The 17,882-nt window shown below is 59.0% G+C and carries 16 protein-coding genes; 2 read left to right on the top strand and 14 right to left on the bottom strand.

Annotated features, from left to right (window positions below):
- Positions 1 to 70: 70 nt before the first annotated feature.
- The 12 genes from QRN55_RS21880 to QRN55_RS21825 form a co-directional block, all read right to left on the bottom strand.
- The gene (locus QRN55_RS21880; RefSeq protein ID WP_284778298.1) at positions 71 to 724 is read right to left on the bottom strand and encodes a protein-L-isoaspartate(D-aspartate) O-methyltransferase; all 654 of its coding nucleotides are present in this window, start codon (positions 722 to 724) and stop codon (positions 71 to 73) included.
- On the bottom strand, positions 721 to 1,497 hold the full coding sequence (gene surE, locus QRN55_RS21875) for a 5'/3'-nucleotidase SurE (RefSeq protein ID WP_112501663.1): 777 nt from the start codon (positions 1,495 to 1,497) through the stop codon (positions 721 to 723). The genes QRN55_RS21880 and surE overlap by 4 nt, the downstream gene beginning before the upstream one ends.
- Positions 1,498 to 1,658: 161 nt before the next feature.
- Positions 1,659 to 2,942 carry a serine--tRNA ligase gene (gene serS / locus QRN55_RS21870; protein WP_284778297.1) on the bottom strand — a complete coding sequence of 428 codons (1,284 nt, stop codon included), beginning with the start codon at positions 2,940 to 2,942 and terminating at the stop codon, positions 1,659 to 1,661.
- A 92-nt stretch (positions 2,943 to 3,034) separates the two neighbouring features.
- The gene (gene tatC, locus QRN55_RS21865; RefSeq protein ID WP_111839047.1) at positions 3,035 to 3,847 is read right to left on the bottom strand and encodes a twin-arginine translocase subunit TatC; all 813 of its coding nucleotides are present in this window, start codon (positions 3,845 to 3,847) and stop codon (positions 3,035 to 3,037) included.
- Complete coding sequence (tatB, locus tag QRN55_RS21860) at positions 3,844 to 4,698, bottom strand: Sec-independent protein translocase protein TatB (RefSeq protein WP_284778296.1); 855 nt, start codon at positions 4,696 to 4,698, stop codon at positions 3,844 to 3,846. The genes tatC and tatB overlap by 4 nt, the downstream gene beginning before the upstream one ends.
- Positions 4,699 to 4,760: 62 nt before the next feature.
- A complete protein-coding gene (locus tag QRN55_RS21855; RefSeq protein ID WP_284778295.1) occupies positions 4,761 to 4,997 on the bottom strand; it encodes a twin-arginine translocase TatA/TatE family subunit in 237 nt (78 codons plus the stop codon).
- A 156-nt stretch (positions 4,998 to 5,153) separates the two neighbouring features.
- Positions 5,154 to 5,885, bottom strand: coding sequence for an SMC-Scp complex subunit ScpB (gene scpB, locus QRN55_RS21850; RefSeq protein ID WP_284778294.1), 732 nt, complete (start codon positions 5,883 to 5,885; stop codon positions 5,154 to 5,156).
- The gene (locus tag QRN55_RS21845) at positions 5,875 to 6,705 is read right to left on the bottom strand and encodes a segregation and condensation protein A (protein WP_284778293.1); all 831 of its coding nucleotides are present in this window, start codon (positions 6,703 to 6,705) and stop codon (positions 5,875 to 5,877) included. Before QRN55_RS21845 ends, scpB begins: the two co-directional genes overlap by 11 nt.
- 51 nt (positions 6,706 to 6,756) lie before the next feature.
- Complete coding sequence (gene nagZ / locus QRN55_RS21840) at positions 6,757 to 7,773, bottom strand: beta-N-acetylhexosaminidase (protein ID WP_284778292.1); 1,017 nt, start codon at positions 7,771 to 7,773, stop codon at positions 6,757 to 6,759.
- A gap of 248 nt (positions 7,774 to 8,021) precedes the next feature.
- Positions 8,022 to 10,982 (bottom strand): SPOR domain-containing protein, encoded by a 2,961-nt coding sequence (locus tag QRN55_RS21835; RefSeq protein WP_284778291.1) that lies wholly within the window; start codon positions 10,980 to 10,982, stop codon positions 8,022 to 8,024.
- A 66-nt stretch (positions 10,983 to 11,048) separates the two neighbouring features.
- Entirely contained in the window at positions 11,049 to 12,806 is a 1,758-nt protein-coding gene (argS, locus tag QRN55_RS21830) for an arginine--tRNA ligase (RefSeq protein ID WP_112501706.1), read from the bottom strand.
- A gap of 72 nt (positions 12,807 to 12,878) precedes the next feature.
- A complete protein-coding gene (locus QRN55_RS21825) occupies positions 12,879 to 14,096 on the bottom strand; it encodes a deoxyguanosinetriphosphate triphosphohydrolase (protein ID WP_284778290.1) in 1,218 nt (405 codons plus the stop codon).
- Between the two features lie 176 nt (positions 14,097 to 14,272).
- On the opposite strand from QRN55_RS21825, the gene erpA reads away from it, so the two are divergent.
- Together erpA and xth are read left to right on the top strand one after the other, a co-directional pair.
- Positions 14,273 to 14,602 carry an iron-sulfur cluster insertion protein ErpA gene (gene erpA / locus QRN55_RS21820; RefSeq protein ID WP_233123172.1) on the top strand — a complete coding sequence of 110 codons (330 nt, stop codon included), beginning with the start codon at positions 14,273 to 14,275 and terminating at the stop codon, positions 14,600 to 14,602.
- Positions 14,603 to 14,697: 95 nt separating this feature from the next.
- Positions 14,698 to 15,495: an exodeoxyribonuclease III gene (xth, locus tag QRN55_RS21815; protein WP_284778289.1), complete on the top strand. Its 798-nt coding sequence runs from the start codon at positions 14,698 to 14,700 to the stop codon at positions 15,493 to 15,495.
- Positions 15,496 to 15,939: 444 nt separating this feature from the next.
- Here the strand turns inward: xth and QRN55_RS21810 are convergent, their stop codons facing one another.
- Positions 15,940 to 16,713 carry an amino acid ABC transporter ATP-binding protein gene (locus tag QRN55_RS21810; protein ID WP_062449574.1) on the bottom strand — a complete coding sequence of 258 codons (774 nt, stop codon included), beginning with the start codon at positions 16,711 to 16,713 and terminating at the stop codon, positions 15,940 to 15,942.
- Between the two features lie 10 nt (positions 16,714 to 16,723).
- Positions 16,724 to 17,881 carry an amino acid ABC transporter permease gene (locus QRN55_RS21805; protein ID WP_422387296.1) on the bottom strand — a complete coding sequence of 386 codons (1,158 nt, stop codon included), beginning with the start codon at positions 17,879 to 17,881 and terminating at the stop codon, positions 16,724 to 16,726.
- Position 17,882: the final 1 nt, after the last annotated feature.

Genomic DNA, 17,882 nt, shown 5'->3' with positions numbered 1-17,882 from the left:
AATATTTTGAAATCAATAATTTGTAAAAATTCTTCTTTCGTTCCGTTTCGGTGCACGGAATTGAAATTTATCAGAGATAGCGTGCGATGTGCGTTTCCATGGGCAAATAGGGCGTTTCGAACAGTTCTTCGCGTTCGAAACGGCTGCCGGTCTTGGAAAAACGTGTCATGACGCAGCGACCGTCTTCCAGAATAATCGGCGCGACCATCATGCCACCCGACACGATCTGCTCGGTGAAAAAGCGCGGCATGGCGGTAAATGCCGCCGTGGAGATGATTCGATCGAAGGTGCCCTCGCCCACCAGACCGTTGGTGCCGTCCGCCTGCCTGATCACCACATTGCGCAGCCCGAGATCATCCGTGCGGTTCTGCGCCAGTTGCACCAGCGTCTTGTAACGATCGATGGACACGACGCGCTCGGAACGGCGTCCCAGAATGGCAGTCATGAAACCGCTGCCGGTGCCGATTTCCAGCACGCGCTGCCCGGGCTTGACCTGAAGGCGGTGGACGGCCTTCACCACCATGTCGGCACTTTCCATGAAGGCACCGCAATCGATGGGAATGGTGCGGCTGGAATAGGCTTCCTCCGCAAATTGCGCTGGCACGAACTGCGAGCGCGGCGTCTGTTCAACCGCCGTCAGCAGATCGATGTCGGAAATGCCCTCGGCTCTCAACCGCAGCACCAGGGCTGCAAAGCCTTCCCTCTCGACCATAGCTGATTTCAATCTTTCACTCCAAACCCAAGCGCCGCTGCCACGCGATCCTTCACGGTATAGTCCGTCAGGTCAAGCTTGAGCGGGGTGACAGAAATCTGGCCATCCTTGACGGCGTGGATATCCGTTCCCTCACGGAAATTGCCAAGCCGCTCGCCAAAGCGCAGCCAGTAATAGGGAATGCCCCGGCCATCCTGACGCTGTTCAACCGTCAGGCCGAAATCCAGCTTGCCCTGCTCGGTGACGCTGACGCCGCGCACGTCTTCAGGCGCGCAGTTGGGAAAGTTGAGATTGAGGAACGTGCCATCCGGCAGATCGACCTCGATAAGCTTGCGGATAAGGTCTGGCGCATGCGTTTCCGCAACTTCCCAAGGCACGATGCGTTCGGCGTGTCCCGTATAGGCAAAGGCCTGGCTGAGCGCGATGGAACGCACGCCCTGCAACGTGCCCTCGATGGCACCGGCAATGGTACCAGAATAGGTCACGTCATCGGCCATGTTCGCCCCGGCATTGACGCCCGACAGCACGAGATCTGGCTTGCCGGGCAGCACCTCGCGAATACCCATGATGACGCAGTCTGTCGGCGTGCCACGCAGGGCGAAATGCTTGTCGGAAATCTTGCGCAGACGTAGCGGCTCTGAAAGCGTCAGCGAATGGGCAAGCCCGCTCTGATCCGTCTCCGGCGCCACTATCCATACATCATCGGACAACGTGCGAGCGATGCGCTCCAACGCCGCCAGCCCTTCGGCATGAATGCCATCATCGTTTGTCAGCAATATCCGCATGATGCTCTCTCCCGCTTTAGTTTTTTAGATAACATCTCCCACTTCCGTCACCCCGGACTAGATCCGGGGTCCAGCCGTCGCGCGTCTGCGCGGCGAGAAGAGTCTTTTGCCTTGCAGACGCAAGGCACTGGATCCCGCATCAAGTGCGGGATGACGGAAGTTCAAACAGCCTTCTCAATCCGCGTCAGACCGCCCATGTAAGGCAGCAACACGTCTGGAATTGTGACCGAACCATCATCGTTCAGGTAGTTCTCCAGAACCGCAATCAGGCAGCGTCCGACAGCCGTGCCGGAGCCGTTGAGGGTGTGCACGAACTTCGTCGTCTTCTCACCCTTCGCCCGATAACGCGCATCCATCCGCCGCCCCTGAAAATCGCCGCAGACCGAGCAGGACGAGATTTCGCGGTAGGTATCCTGACCGGGCAGCCAGACTTCGAGGTCGTAGGTCTTACGCGCGCCAAAGCCCATATCGCCTGTGCACAGCGTCATGGTGCGGAAATGCAGGCCGAGGCGCTTCAGCACCTCTTCGGCGCAGGCGGTCATACGCTCATGCTCTTCGACAGCGCTTTCGGCATCCGTGATCGAAACCAGTTCGCACTTCCAGAACTGGTGCTGGCGCAGCATGCCGCGCGTATCGCGACCGGCAGAGCCTGCTTCCGAACGGAAGGATGGCGTCAGCGCGGTGAAGCGCAGCGGCAGCTTTTCTTGCTCCAGAATTTCACCGGCAACGAGGTTCGTCAGCGTCACCTCGGCGGTCGGGATCAGCCAGCGACCATCGGTCGTCCTGAACAAATCCTCGGCAAACTTCGGGAGCTGGCCCGTGCCATACATCGCCTCATCGCGCACCATCAGCGGCGACGACACTTCCGTGTAGCCATGCTCGCTTGTGTGCAGGTCGATCATGAACTGGCCGAGCGCACGTTCCAGACGCGCAATCTGGCTGGTCAACACGGTAAAGCGCGAACCGGACAGTTTTGCTGCGCGGTCGAAATCCATGTAGCCGAGGGCTTCGCCGATCTCGTAGTGCTCCTTGGCGGCGTGGTTCCAGCCGGGCTTCTGGCCAACGACGCGCGCAACGATGTTGTCGTGTTCGTCCTTGCCGACTGGCACGTCGTCAAACGGCAGGTTGGGAATGCGCGACAGGGCATCGGTCAGCTCAGCCGAAACCTGACGGTCCTCTTCCTCAAGGCGCGGCATGCTGTCCTTGATGTCGGCGACTTCGGCTTTCAGCTTTTCGGCAAGCTCGGAATTCTTCTGCGCCATCGCTGCGCCGATTTCCTTGGAGGCGGCGTTGCGGCGGGATTGCATGTCTTGCAGGGTCTGGATAACGGAACGGCGCTTTTCATCGAGCGCAATCAGCTGAGCGGATTGCGGCTCGGCATTGCGACGGGCAAGGCCTGCATCGAAAGCTTCGGGATTTTCGCGTATCCATTTAATGTCGTGCATCGTGGTTCCAGACCGTAATTTGCATCATGTTTTAAAAAACAAAACGCCGGGACGAAGGGCCCGGCGTCTGAAGAAGAACCTGGCGGAAACCGTCAGTCGTCAGTGGAATTTCCAAGCTCACGGCCTGCATTTTCCTCAGCGCGCTTCTTTTCCACGAGTCGAGCCAAATGTATGGAAATCTCGTAGAGAATGATTGCAGGCAACGCAAGACCGATCTGGGACATCGGGTCGGGCGGCGTGAGAACCGCAGCAACGACGAAAGCCGCAACAATCGCGAATTTGCGCTTTTCTTTCAGCCACTGGCTCGTCAACAGGCCGACGCGGGCGAGCAGTGTGGTGATCACCGGTAACTGGAACACCAGACCGAAGGACAGAACTAGCGTCATGATGAGGCTGAGATATTCCGACACCTTCGGCATCAGCGAAATCGCGACTTCACCATCTTCCGGCAGCTGCTGCATGGCAAGGAAGAACCACATGACCATGGGCGTGAAGAAGAAGTAGACCAGCGCGCCGCCCAGAAGAAACAGCAGCGGAGACGCGATCAGGAACGGCAAAAACGCCGCACGCTCGTTCTTGTAAAGGCCGGGTGCCACGAACTTGTAGAGCTGCGAAGCAATGACCGGAAACGAAATCACCAGCGCGCCAAACATGGCAACCTTGATCTGCGTGAAGAAGAATTCCTGCGGCGCGGTATAGATCAGCGACGATTTCGCAACATCGAGCCCGGCCCAGATCACCGCCCATTTATAGGGAATGACCAGCAGGTTGAAGAGATGCTTGGCGACCGCGAAGCAACCGAGAAACGCGACGAAGAAAGCACCAATCGACCAGATCAGTCGCGTGCGGAGTTCCATGAGGTGTTCGATAAGCGGCTGTGGCTTATCATCGGTATCCTCACTCATGCTTCACCCTTTTTGGCCTTGGCCGTCTTCACTGGTTTGGCGGGCGTCAGCGCCGCCGTCTTTTCGGTTTCGGCCTTCTCGACCAGCGCCTTGGCCTCGGCGATCACGGGCTTTCCGGCTTCGACAGTCGCCTTCGCAGCCTTTACCTTTGAAGCCTTTGCGGACGCTTCCGTCAGCGCGGCGGGCTTGCTGCTTTTCGGCGCAACGGGCTTTGCACTGGCGGTTTTCGTCGCTTCCGTTTTTGCGGAAACGGTTTTGGCCGCACGCTTCGGCTTTGCAGCCACCGTTTCGGCTTCGACTTCCTGCGTGGACTTGGCAGGAGCACGCTTGCGCACAGTCTTCGGCTTTTCTGCAGGTGCAGCCGATGGCTGGGCTGCTGCGGTTGAGAGAGTGGCCGGAGCCGCAGTCGCTGAGGCCGAGGCAACGCCAGCAGCTACCGCAGCTTCCGTGGCAATCGCAGGCGGTCCGTCAGGCAGCTTCATCTCAGGCTCGTACAGGCTGACCGCAGGCGCACCAGCCGGTGCACTGGTGGCCGGAGATGCCGGGGGCGTTGCCGCGCCCTGAAGGTCGGAGCGGATGTCGTTGCCCAGTTGACGCAGCGGATTCATCGCGTCGCGCAGCGAATTCGTGGGGTTGAGATTGCGGACATCGGAAATCGTCTGGCGCACGTCGTCCATGTCAGCCTCTTTCAAGGCATCGTCGAACTGCGTGCGGAAATCTCCCGCTATCTTGCGCAAACCGGCCATGGTCTTGCCGAAAGCCCGGATCATGGGCGGCAAGTCCTTGGGACCGACGACCACGATCAGCACGATCGCAATCACCAGCAGCTCGCTCCAGCCGATATCAAACATCATAAAGCTCCTGACACGCGCAGTGTCGCGGCACGGCGTTCAACGCCGCACTGCAAAATCGATTACTTGAGCTCGTCAGCCTTGTGGTCCACCGTGCGGGGATGAACAGGGGTGGTCGGCTCTTGCGTGGTGTCGTGGTCTGCGGGGCGTGCTGTACCGTCTTCGTCGGCCATGCCCTTCTTGAAGCTCTTGATGCCCTTGGCGACATCACCCATCAATTCTGGAATCTTGCCGCGACCGAAGAGGACCAGCACGATGATCAGAACGATCAGCCAATGCCACACACTAAAAGAACCCATAACGCAAACTCCCTGAATTTTGCTTTGATCCGATGTAAGACGTTTGTCGAGGTTTTTCAAACACCAAAATGTCTATTCACCGAACGATACTTCACTATAAATCCGACAGTTGCCTGATACAGGCAACTCTTTGTGATGACGCACACCATCAGGTCGTCACCTCTCCGGCTCGTCACCGCTCGGTGAGAGCAAACCCAGCTCCTCAAGATCGAGCTGCGTGATCGGGTCTTCGTCTTCCGTCAGCTCATCGCTCATGGATGGCAGGGGAATTCCGAAATTGGACGGGATGCGGCCCGATAGCAGCCCTGCCCCCTTCAACTCGTCCAGCCCCGGCAGATCGCGCAGTTCCTCCAGCCCGAAATGATCGAGAAAATCGACCGTCGTGCCCATGGTCACGGGTCGACCCGGCGTTCTGCGTCGTCCGCGAAACCGCACCCAGCCCGCTTCCATCAACACATCGAGCGTCCCGCGCGATGTCTGCACGCCGCGGATTTCCTCGATTTCGGCGCGTGTCACCGGCTGGTGGTAGGCAATGATGGCCAGCACTTCCAGCGCGGCGCGTGAAAGCTTCTTGGGTTCTTTTTCATCCATGCGGATGACGAAGGAAAGATCGCCCGCCGTTCTGAACGCCCAGTTTCCACCCACCTGAATGAGATTGACGCCCCGCTCGCTGTAAGCGAATTTCAGTTTCTCCATGACAGCGCCGACATCGACTCCACGCGCCACGCGCTCGGCGATGAACGCCTCCGAGACGGGCTGTGCGGAGGCAAACACCAAAGCCTCGGCGATACGTTCAGCATCCTTCAGCTGTCGCTCGGACACCGTGGGTTCGAATCCCACCCCATCCGTCACATGGGCGTCGTGATCCGCGTCCAATTCACTCGACATCCTGTGTCCTTTCACGGCCAGCACCCTTGCGCATGAAAATCGGCTGGAACGCGCCGTCCTGGCGAATCTCCAGCGAACCCTCCCGTACCAACTCCAGTGACGCGGCAAAGGCGCTGGCCATCGCCGTGGCGCGCATGGCAGGATCGGCGACATATTGCAGCAGATAGCGATCGAGCGCCGTCCACTCGCCGATCTCGCCCAGCATGGAGGTGAGCAATTCGCGCGCATCGACCAGCGACCAGACCTGCCGTTTTTCGATGGTCACCTGGGTGATGGCCTGCCGCTGGCGCAAATTGGCATAAGCACTCAGCAGATCGTAGAGGCTAGCCTCGAAGGACGAACGGCTTTTGTGCGGAATGTGTTCAGGCGCACCGCGTGCAAAAATATCCCGGCCCAGATGGTGACGGTTGACCAACCGCTCAGCCGCATCGCGCATGGCCTCCAGCCGCTTCAGCCGGAAGGCCAGCGTCGCCGCCATCTCCTCGCCGCTCGGCCCCTCATCCTTGGCTTGTTGCGGGATGAGCAGTTTGGATTTTAGGAAGGCAAGCCATGCGGCCATCACGAGATAATCGGCGGCCAGTTCGATTCGCACGCGCCGCGCCTGCTCGACAAAGATCAGATATTGCTCGGCCAGCGCCAGCACGGAAATCCGCGAGAGGTCGACTTTTTGCGTGCGGGCAAGATGCAGCAAAAGATCGAGTGGGCCCTCAAAGCCCGCAACGTCGATCATCAATGCCGCTTCGCCGGTGGCGCGCTCTGGGGTTACGTTCTCCCAGAGCTTTTCCATCGGCGCGCTGCCGCGCGATTTGTCTGCCGCCATTCACTCATCCACCGGGCAACCCGTCTGTCAGGACGCCCGGCCCGGTAGCCTCTAGGCAACCGTCAGCAGGGCGTTGAATTCGTCTCTCAAGACCGCCTCATCGCCACCATCAGCCACGGGGAAACCGGCTTCGACGGCGCGTGCGCGCTCCAGAGCTTTGCCGGAGAGAACTGGAACTTCCTTCACGACCTGCAGCATTTCATCCATCACGCCGTTGCAATGCAAGACTATATCGCAACCACCCGCAACAATATTGGCTGCACGTTCTCCCAGCGTCCCTTTCAGGGCATTCATGGAGCTGTCGTCGGAGATCAGCAGACCATCAAACCCGATGCGCCCACGGATGATCTCGTCGATGACGATGGGTGATGTCGTCGCCGGGCGTTCTGCATCGATGGCGGTGAACACCAGATGGGCGCTCATCGCCATCAGTTCCTTGTTCATGGCACGGAAGGGCACGAAGTCATGCGCATCCAATTCGTCTAGGGGAACATCGACCACCGGTAGTTCGTGGTGCGAGTCGACCAGACCGCGACCGTGGCCTGGGATGTGCTTCATGACAGGCAACATGCCACCCGCCTTCAGCCCATCCGCCGCCGCCTGCCCCATCGCCGCCACGAGTGCCGGGTCGAACCCATAGGCGCGGTTGCCGATCACGTTGCTGGCACCTTCCACTGGGACATCCAGCACCGGCAGGCAATCCACGGTGATGCCAAGCTTCGTCAGGTCGAAAGCGTGCAGGCGTGACATCAGCCACGCGGCGCGCAGACCCTGCACCTTGTCACGCAAATAGATTTCGCCCAGCGCCTGCGCATTGGGATAGGATTGCAGGATCGGAGGGCGAATACGCTGCACGCGCCCGCCTTCCTGGTCGATCAACACAGGTGCGTTCGGATTGCCGATGGCATCGCGCATGGACGCCACAAGGTCCGTGATCTGCTCGGCGTCACCAATGTTGCGACCGAACAGGATGAAACCCCACGGACGCTCCGCCTTGTACAGCGCGATTTCGTCATCGGTCAGGGTCAGGCCGCTACAGCCGAGGATCATAGCTTTCGTGTCGGTCATGGGATTCGTCCTGCTTGGAATTTTCGGTCGTAAATCTCGAGAGCGATAACGGTCCGCGCTCAAAGCCTCTCCCTCTACCGTCATCCTCGGGCTTGTCCCGAGGATCTAACGAACCACAACATTGGACGTGATCAGATCCTCGGGACAAGCCCGAGGATGACGTCGCGGTTGGGAAAGACGCTGAGACCCGCCATCAATAAAGCCGGGACAGCAGAACTATCCCGGCTTCAATTCTTGTCAGGCCTAAATCAGCGAGCAATCAGGCAGCTACCACCGGCAGAGCGCAGGCGCTCACACAAAGCTGCGGCTTCGTTCTTGTCGCCAGCGGGAATGCGGACGCGGTAGAACGTACCCTTGCCGGCAATTTCAGCAGCCTTGATGTCCACGCCGCGACCGCCGATTACGGAGCCGAACTTGGCAGACAGGCTTTGGTAAGACTTCTGGGCTTCGGCCTGGCTTGGCAGCGAGGCGACCTGCACATAATAGCCACCGGCTGAGGAGGCGTTGGTCGTTGCTGTCGGTGCTGCGGCAGTTTCCTGCGCAGGCTGCGAAGGCGGTGCCGGGCGAACATTGCCCTGATTGGTAACCGTCGCGACGACGTTGGCAGGCTGTGCAGCAGGGCGAGATGCTGGCATCGGCGCTGCTGTCTGCGCAGGCTTCGGTGCCGCGGCAACCGGAGCCGGTGTCTGCGGCTGGGCAGGCTGTTGCGGCGCAACAGGAACACGCGATGCAGGGATCACAGCCGGTGCGGCTTCAGCAACGGTGTTGGCCTGCGGTGCAGCGAGTTCCTCGACCGTGTCTGCCTTAGGAGCAGAAGCAGCCGGTACGGCAACTTCCTGTGCAACCAGCGTACCATCAGGCTTGACGATCATCGTGCGGACCTTGCGCGGCGAAACGTTGACCGGCGATCCGTTCTGATTTTCAGCAGCCTTAGCCTTCTCGTCCGGCGACAGCAGACGCGGGTCCTCGGTCTCGCCAACCGGCGTCGAGGTCATGGCGTCCATTTCTTCGTCTTCGCCCTCAAGCGGCAACTGCTCGGGGATCAGCGTGCGCTGAACCACGTCCACAGGCTGCTCATTGCTGGAAATCAGCGACGGCTGTTTTGGATCGGCAGGGGCAGCACCGGCGACGCGGTCGTAAACCGCCTTGTCCTGGTTCGGAACCACGCGACCGCCCGGATTTTCCGGCACGACCTTTGTCGGCTCACTATCGGCAGAGATGATGACAGGTGCACCGTTGGAGCCGGAGCCCGAGGAGCCACCGAACATCAGCGCATAGGTACCACCACCGACAAGCACGACACCCAGAACAGCAGCCATGGGAACGAACCAGCGGCGAACACCACCGCGCTCTTCATCGCTGTAGCGGACAGGCTGCGCAAGCTCGGCTTCAGGAATGCGTTCGACGGAAGCACGGGTTTCAGCGGCCTCCTGCATGCTGCGGCGGAAATCCTGCTCCAGCGCGCGTTCGAACTCATCGACCTCTTCCTGCGTCGGCTGAGGCTGACGCGATGCGGCGGCATTCTTGTTGCGATCCAGACCGCCGGTCATGGCAGGTGCGAACAGCGATGCCAGTTCGGTATCGAGGTCGACGTCTTCTTCCTGACGACGCGGCACGGGCTTCGGCTCGAACACGCCAACTGGCAGTTCAGGCACTTCCATCTCGGAGATGGTTTCGGGCTGATCTTCCGTCTCACCGATCTGCGACGGATCGAATGGCAGAGGCTCAAGCACGGCAGGCGCAACGACGACAGGCGTTACAGGGCGCGGTGGCTCCTGACGGGCGACTGGTGGCGCGGCTACGACCGGCTGAGGACGCGCAACGGCCACAGGGACTGGCGCAGGAACAATGACAGGTTTTGGCTGAACCGGTGCCTGGGCAACAGACGCAGGCTGTGGAGCGACGACCGGCGCAGCAGCGGGGGGCGTTGCCACTTCGATATTGGCAATTTCAGAGAGATCGATATCGAAATCGATATCGTCCAAGGCCAATTCGAAATCATCGTCGTTGAAAGCGTCGAAGTCGCCGAAATCAGGCTCTGCCTTGGCAGCAGCGGGCTGTGCTGCCGCCACCGGCGCAACGACTGGCTCTTCGCGCTTCTGAACGACAGGCTGCTGCACCACATGTGCGGCAACCGGCTCCGGCTCGATTTTGACAGCAGGCTCGGCAATGCGAGTTTCCCGGCCAATGATTTCGTATTTCGCAACGTCGTAGATCAGCTCGTCCATGGCCGACAGCTTTTGACCGACGGGAAGCGCGGGCTCGACGTGGTCAGCAGGCGCCTGCATGGGCTCTACGAACTGCGCGGCAACAGGTGCTGGGGCCGCCACAGGCTCCTCAACCTTGGGAACGACAGGCGTGGGGCGCGGCGAACCGAAGTTGGCAAGCGGAAGACGAAGGCTGGAATAGTCGAGCGAAGAGCGGCGGGCGATGGCGGGCGCTGCCTGCACAGGCGGCGGAACGTCTTCGGCCACGGACATTTCCAGCTCGCTGGCCAGATCGATAGCCGCCTCGCCAGACGTCTCAGCCATCAGCTCCCAGTCGGGCTGGTGCGATGCAGAAGGATCGATATGATCTGCCAAAGGTGCGGAATAGACAGGCTCTTCCACTGGCGGTTCGACATAAGCGACGGGCTCGGGAACGTGAACCTCTGGCTCGACGTAGGCAACAGGCTCGACATAGGCCGGAGCCTGCTCAGCCGGTGCGGGCGCCTGCTCAACAGGCTGCTGCGGTGCATGGCGCTGGGCAACGTCGAACAAGGCAGCAACGGATGCCGGGTCATCGCTGAAATCGTCGCGCAGATCGGATTGCGCATGATGATCGGCGGCATGTTCCGCCACCAGATACTCTTCCGTATCGGCTGGCGCATACTGCTCCACGGGCACAAGCTCAGGCTCCTTGCGAGCGAAAACTGATTCGACGCGCTGCATGAATTCGTCAGCGGGAACCGACGATCGAACATCGTTCGCAGCATCAAGCGCTATCGGTTCGTAGCGTGGGGAATCGTAGATCGCGAATTCGCGAAGCAATTCATCTTCGAGATTGAATTCAGGCTCCCGGCGTTCGCCCGGATGCGGCGCAGCCGGAGAAGCAACGTGGGAAGGACGATCCTCTTGGCCAACCAGACGAGCCAATTGTGCCAGGGGATCGTTGTCAGCGAATTCTTCTGCCCGGTTGTCCCGGTTATACGCGACATTTTTTTCGACCATTACGTGTTCCACCATCTACGCATCACAGCTCTTGCCAGCGTATTATGAGCAAATAATGGTGAGATGTTATCGCATTTCGTCAGGCGCGTCCGCTCCTAAAAGCGACAGTCCAGATTTCAGTACGTTTGCGACAGCATTCACCAGCCCGAGTCTGGCAACGCTTAATTCTCGGTTTTTATCGTTAACAAAACGTAATTCTGGCTGATCTTTACCTTTATTCCAATGTCCATGGAAGGAACTGGCCAGATCATACAAGTAAAATGCCAGGCGATGCGGCTCATGGTTGAGCGCCGCAGATTCGATCAGGCGCGGGTATTCGGCCAGTTTAGCAATCAGCTGCAACTCATTGACATCGCTAATCAAAGCTGCACTCGACTGCATGGTTGACTGCGACACGTCGAGGTCTGGAAATGCCTCGTTCGCCTGCCGGAAAACAGACTTGCACCGAGCATGCGCATACTGCACATAAAATACCGGATTGTCCTTGGACTGCTCCGTTACTTTGGCAAAATCGAAGTCCAGAGGCTCTGAATTCTTCCGATAGAGCATCATGAATCGCACCGGGTCGCGCCCGACTTCATCCACAACATCGCGCAAAGTGACGAAATCGCCGGAGCGTTTCGACATTTTGACCGGCTCGCCATCACGAAAAAGTTTGACCAGCTGGCACAAAAGAACGGTCAGTTTCGACTTTCCTTCGGACACAGCACGCGCAACCGCCTCCAGACGCTTCACGTAGCCGCCGTGGTCGGCACCCAGAACATAGATCATCTCGCCGAATCCGCGATCATACTTGTCCTTGAAGTAGGCAACATCAGCGGCAAAATAGGTATAGGAACCGTCGGACTTGATCAGCGCCCGGTCCATGTCGTCACCGACTTCGGTGGAGCGGAACAGCGTCTGTTCGCGGTCTTCCCAATCGTCCGGCAGCTCACCCTTCGGCGGCGGCAGAGTGCCCTTGTAGACATGACCCTTGAAGGTCAGATCGTTGATGGCGGACTGGATAGGGCCGCCATGGCCCGCATGCAGCGTGCGCTCGGAATAGAACACATCGTGCTTCACGTTGAGCGCCGCCAGATCTTCGCGAATCATCACCATCATCGCGTCGATGGCCTTGTCCTTGACGATCGGCAGCCACTGCTCTTCCGGCATGGCCCGCAGCTTGATGCCGAATTCCTCGGCCAGCGTCTTGCCCAGCGGCACCAGATAATCACCAGGGTACAGACCCGGCGGAATGGCGCCGACATCTTCACCCAGCGCTTCGCGGTAACGCAGGAAAACGGAGCGCGCCAGCACATCGATCTGCGAGCCCGCATCGTTGATGTAGTATTCCTTGGTCACGCCGTAGCCGGCAAAAGCCAGCACATTCGCCAACGTATCGCCCACCACAGCGCCACGGCAATGGCCGACATGCATGGGGCCGGTCGGGTTGGCGGAGACATATTCGACGTTGATCGTCTTGCCCGCACCCACGGTCGAGCGGCCATAGTCGGCACCGGCTTCGATCATGCCAGCCAGCAGGCGCTGCCAGTATGCGACGGACACGCGAATGTTGATGAAGCCAGGACCGGCGACATTGACGCTGTCAACGTCCTCATCCTGTTCCAGTGCCGGAACGATAAGTTCCGCCAGCGCACGCGGGTTGGTGCCCAGCGGCTTGGCCAGCACCATCGCGGCATTGGTTGCGACATCGCCATGGCTCGGGTCGCGCGGAGACTCCACGGTGATGCGGCCGAAATCCACAGTATCGCGATGGGCTTTGACGAGGTCGATCGTCTCGAGCGCGTTTTTGATTCTGGTGTCGAAATCGGCAAAAAGGTTCATCATCATATACCTGCGCGAAGGCTGTCATCTACGTCCCGGTCATCTTGAAACCGGGTCTGCGGTTGCCGCTGCCTATCGTAAATCGGGGGTGTGGTCAAACAGCCGCTGGTGGGCTTTCAGTGCATAACTGTCGGTCATACCGGCCAGATAATCCCCGACGTGCCGGGCTTTTGCGGGTACGCTCATGCCCGGAATGCTGTCCACCCAGTAGTGGCTTTGCATTTCGGCGGGCGTTTCCATGTAACGATGAAAAAGATCGGTCACGATCTGCGTGGCACCGGCTCTGATACGCATGATATCGGCGTGACGATAAATGTGCGCAAACAGCAGCTTCTTGATCTGCTTGTCCGTTTGCGCCATCTCGGGCGAAAACGCGGCAACCGTGATGTCGGCATGGCGAATGTCGGCAGCCGAGGTCGGCTTCAGCTTGGCCAGATTGTGCTGCGCGACGCCGATAACATCCTCCACCATGCGGGTGATCTGCCGACGCATGATTTCATGGGCGAAACGGTCGTCGTCCAGCTTGGGATATTTCGCCCGCACTTCCGCCATCAGGCCACTCAGAAACGGCACTTCCTCCAGCATGTCGAAGGTCAGATAGCCTGCGCGCAAACCATCATCGATGTCATGCGTGTTATAGGCGATATCATCGGCAATCGCCGCGACCTGCGCTTCAAGGCTGGCAAAGGTGCCGATTTCGAGGTCCTGTAGCTGGCAATATTCCAGAATAGGGAGCGGCACGGGGCCGTGGGTGCCCTGCCCGTCTTTGTCCAGCAGCGGGCCATTGTGCTTGACGAGGCCCTCAAGCGTCTCCCATGTCAGGTTGATGCCGTCATATTCGGCGTAGCGCCGTTCCAGCTTGGTGACGATACGCAGAGACTGGGCGTTATGATCGAAGCCGCCATAGGGTGCCAGCATCGCATCCAGCGCATCCTCGCCGGTGTGACCGAAAGGCGTGTGGCCAAAATCATGAACCAGCGCCACACCTTCCGCCAAATCTTCGTCCAGCTTCAGCGCACGTGCCAGCGCACGAGCAATCTGCGCCACCTCGACAGTGTGGGTCAGCCGGGTGCGGTAATGGTCGCCATCAGGGCTGATGAAGACCTGCGTCTTGTGTTTCAGCCGACGGAAGGCGGTGGTGTGAACGATGCGGTCACGGTCCCGCTGAAAATCGGAACGCGTCAGGCTGGAGGCTTCTGGAAACAGACGTCCACGCGTCGTCCATGGATCGGTGGCATAGACCGCCCTCTCTCCGCTTCCGAAACCCAGTGCACGCTGATCGATTATCATTCCATATCCTGCTTTACGGCCATTGACCTTTTCCATTACCCTTCATACCTATCCTGAAGGTTGCCGCAAAGCGCGCTTGCCCGGTAACAAGGCTATAGACCATTAATTTGACTGGTTTATAATCGTCTTTACACAAACATTGCTCTCCGGTTCTTGACCCCGGTTGGAGAAACGACATGACCACAGCCATTACACTTTCCGAATCCGCCGCAAAACGAATCGCTCAGATCGTCTCCGCGGAAGCAGGTAAACAGACCCTGCGCGTCTCCGTAGAGGGCGGCGGCTGCTCCGGCTTTTCCTACAAGTTCGACCTTGACGGCGCACCGACGGACGACGACCTCGTCATCTCCAGAGACGATGCCAAAGTGCTGATTGACAGCATGTCGGTGGTCTATATGGAAGGCTCGGAGATCGACTTCGTTGACAATCTGCTTGGCCAATCCTTTCAGATCAAGAACCCCAACGCCGTCGCCAGCTGCGGCTGCGGCACCAGCTTCTCGGTCTGACGTTCCCCCTTATTACGCCTGTTGAAACATTGAAAACGGGTGGCATTCGCCAGCACTTGGTTTAAAACGGTCTCCATCAAAACATGGAATGTACGATGAAGATTGCCACCTGGAACATCAACGGCGTCAAAGCGCGCATCGAAAACCTGTGCCAGTGGCTGAAAGATTCGAGCCCGGACATCGCCTGCCTCCAGGAAATCAAATCCGTCGACGAGAACTTTCCCCGCCAGGAGATAGAAGACCTCGGCTACCATGTGGAAACACATGGTCAAAAAGGCTTCAACGGCGTTGCCCTACTGTCGAAGATCAGACCCGACGAAGTCAATCGCGGCCTGCCGGGAGATGATGCCGACGAACAGGCCCGCTTCATCGAAGGCGTATTTTCCGTCGAAGGCGGCGTCATCCGCGTCTGCTCGCTTTACCTTCCCAACGGCAACCCGCCCGACGATCCGGTCAAATACCCCTACAAGCTGGCATGGATGGAACGCCTGCGCCGCTTTGCCGAGGACCGCCTTCTGCTCGAAGAGCCGCTCATTCTCGCTGGCGACTACAATGTCATTCCAGAGCCGTTCGATTGCTACGATCCGCGCGCCTGGGAAGGCGACGCGCTGTTCCTGCCGCAGACCCGCGCGGCATTTCGCCGGTTGGAGAATCTCGGCCTGACCGAAGCGACACGCGCCACCACCGATGCCGCGGGTCTGTACACCTTCTGGGATTATCAGGCGGGCGCCTGGCCCAAGAACAACGGCATCCGCATCGACCACCTCCTGCTATCATCGCAAGCCGCCGACCGCCTCCAGTCCGTCTCCATCGAAAAACACGTCCGCGCCTGGGAAAAGCCATCCGACCACGTGCCGGTGTGCGGGTACTTTGATTATAATGCGGTTGGATGAGTAAGGGGCGATGGTGCGGGCGACGTTGACTGCCCATTGACGCATCATCTGGTTATACTCGCTGCTGTCCACAGACGCGCTTCGGCTGGACCTTGCTAGCCAATTGCCGGTGACGGAAGCAAAAGAATGTCCCCTAATTTAAACCGTACGGCGCGCAGGCGCCGTTTGCCTGCCACAGGCTCCGGCACTCCATACGTCTCGTTCTCTTTGGCATGACCGCTTAACGCTCCGGAGCCAGCCAAGCGTAGAGCGGTACACCGCGCCCTTACCCCGACATCCGATCAGCCCGACCCACAAAGCAAAACACCACCGGCTGATACAGTCAGCCGGTGGTGTTCATATCTAGCGCAATCGACGCCGGGCCATCAGAAGCGAAATTCGCCTCAACCCCGGTTCCCCTCACAAAAGAGCGGCGCCATCAGCACCACTCCTTCGGCGAAATCCCTAGTGCAGGATCTGGCTCAGGAAAAGTCGGGTGCGCTCGTGCTGCGGGTTGTCGAAGAATTCGGCTGGCGAGTTCTGTTCGACGATCTGGCCCTGGTCCATGAAGATGACGCGGTTGGCGACCTGGCGGGCAAAGCCCATTTCGTGGGTGACGCAGATCATGGTCATGCCGTCTTCGGCAAGGCCGACCATCGTGTCGAGAACTTCCTTGACCATTTCAGGGTCGAGTGCCGATGTCGGCTCATCGAACAGCATGATCTTCGGCTTCATGCACAGCGAGCGGGCAATCGCCACGCGCTGCTGCTGACCGCCGGAGAGCTGGCCGGGATATTTGTTGGCCTGCTCGGGAATCTTGACGCGCTTGAGGTAGTGCATCGCGATTTCTTCGGCTTCCTTCTTCGGTGTCTTGCGAACCCAGATCGGTGCCAGCGTGCAGTTTTCCAGAATGGTCAGATGCGGGAAGAGGTTGAAGTGCTGGAACACCATGCCGACTTCGCGGCGCACTTCATCGATCTTCTTCAGGTCGTTGGTCAACTCGATACCATCGACCTCGATCTTGCCCGACTGGTGCTCTTCCAGACGGTTGATGCAGCGGATCATGGTGGACTTGCCCGATCCCGAAGGACCGGCCACGACGATGCGCTCGCCCTTCATGACCTTGAGGTTGATGTCACGCAAGACGTGAAAGTCGCCGTACCACTTGTTCATGCCGGTGATTTCGATTGCAACGTCGGTCGCCGAGACATCCAGCTTTTTGACTTGGGTTTCTGCCATTGTTTTCCCCTTATTTCTTATGTCCAGTGTCGAGATGCCGTTCCATGAACAGCGAATACCGCGACATGCCGAAGCAGAATATCCAGAATATGAAGCCGGCGAAAATATAGCCGGTCATAGGTGTGACAGGTGTCGACCAGTTCGCATCCGACTGGTTGAGATTGACGATACCCAGGAGGTCGAACATGCCAATGATATAGACCAGCGAGGTGTCCTTGAACAGGCCGATGAAGGTGTTGACGATACCGGGAATGACGAGCTTCAACGCCTGCGGCAGCACGATCAGACGTGTCTTCTGCCAGTAGTTGAGACCGAGCGAATCGGCACCCTCATATTGTCCCTTCGGAATGGCCTGCAAGCCGCCACGAATGACTTCCGCCATATAGGCAGAGGCAAACAGTGCCACGCCCACAAGTGCACGCAGGAACTTGTCGAAGGTCCAGCCATCGGGCAGGAACAGCGGCAACATGATGCTGGCGAAGAAGAGGATTGTGATCAGCGGAATGCCTCTGATCACCTCGATGAAGGTCGTGCACAGCATCTTGATGACGGGCATGTTCGATCGACGGCCCAGTGCCAGCAGAATACCGAACGGCAAGGAGACGACGATCCCGCAAAACGACAGGATCAGCGTCACCATCAATCCGCCCCACAGCGGCGTTTCGACATGCGACAGACCGAAATGACCGCCGACCAGCAGGAAGAAGGCCACCACAGGCAGGACGATGAACACCAGAAGCGCGTTCAGGCCCTTGAACGGTGCCTTTGGAATGAGCATCGGAATCAGCAGCGCGACGAAGGCTGCCAGGACCAGAAGCGGACGCCAGTATTCGGATGAGGGATAGCGGCCGAACATGAACTGCGCGAACTTCGCATTGACGAAGGCCCAGCATGCGCCGGACTGCCCGTTCGGCAATGCGCCGCCCTGCTCCTGCGTCAGGCAGGCCGTGCGGTCGGTGCCCGTCCATGTGGCATGGATGAACAGCCACTGCACGAGCGGCGGGATGATGTAGACCAGGAATGCGATGGCCAGCACGGTTAAGACGATGTCTTTCGGCGTGGCGAACAGCTTGGTTCTCAGCCAGTGGGTGATACCCACCTGGCTGGAAGGAGCGGGCTCCGGCTGAACCATATTGGCGCGAACATAGGAGATTTGATGTGCTGTCATA

The organism is Agrobacterium sp. lyk4-40-TYG-31 (assembly GCF_030209855.1).
GTDB lineage: Bacteria > Pseudomonadota > Alphaproteobacteria > Rhizobiales > Rhizobiaceae > Agrobacterium > Agrobacterium vaccinii.
The sequence above is the reverse complement of the archived record's forward strand: the minus strand, read 5'-3'. Positions and strand labels throughout refer to the sequence as shown.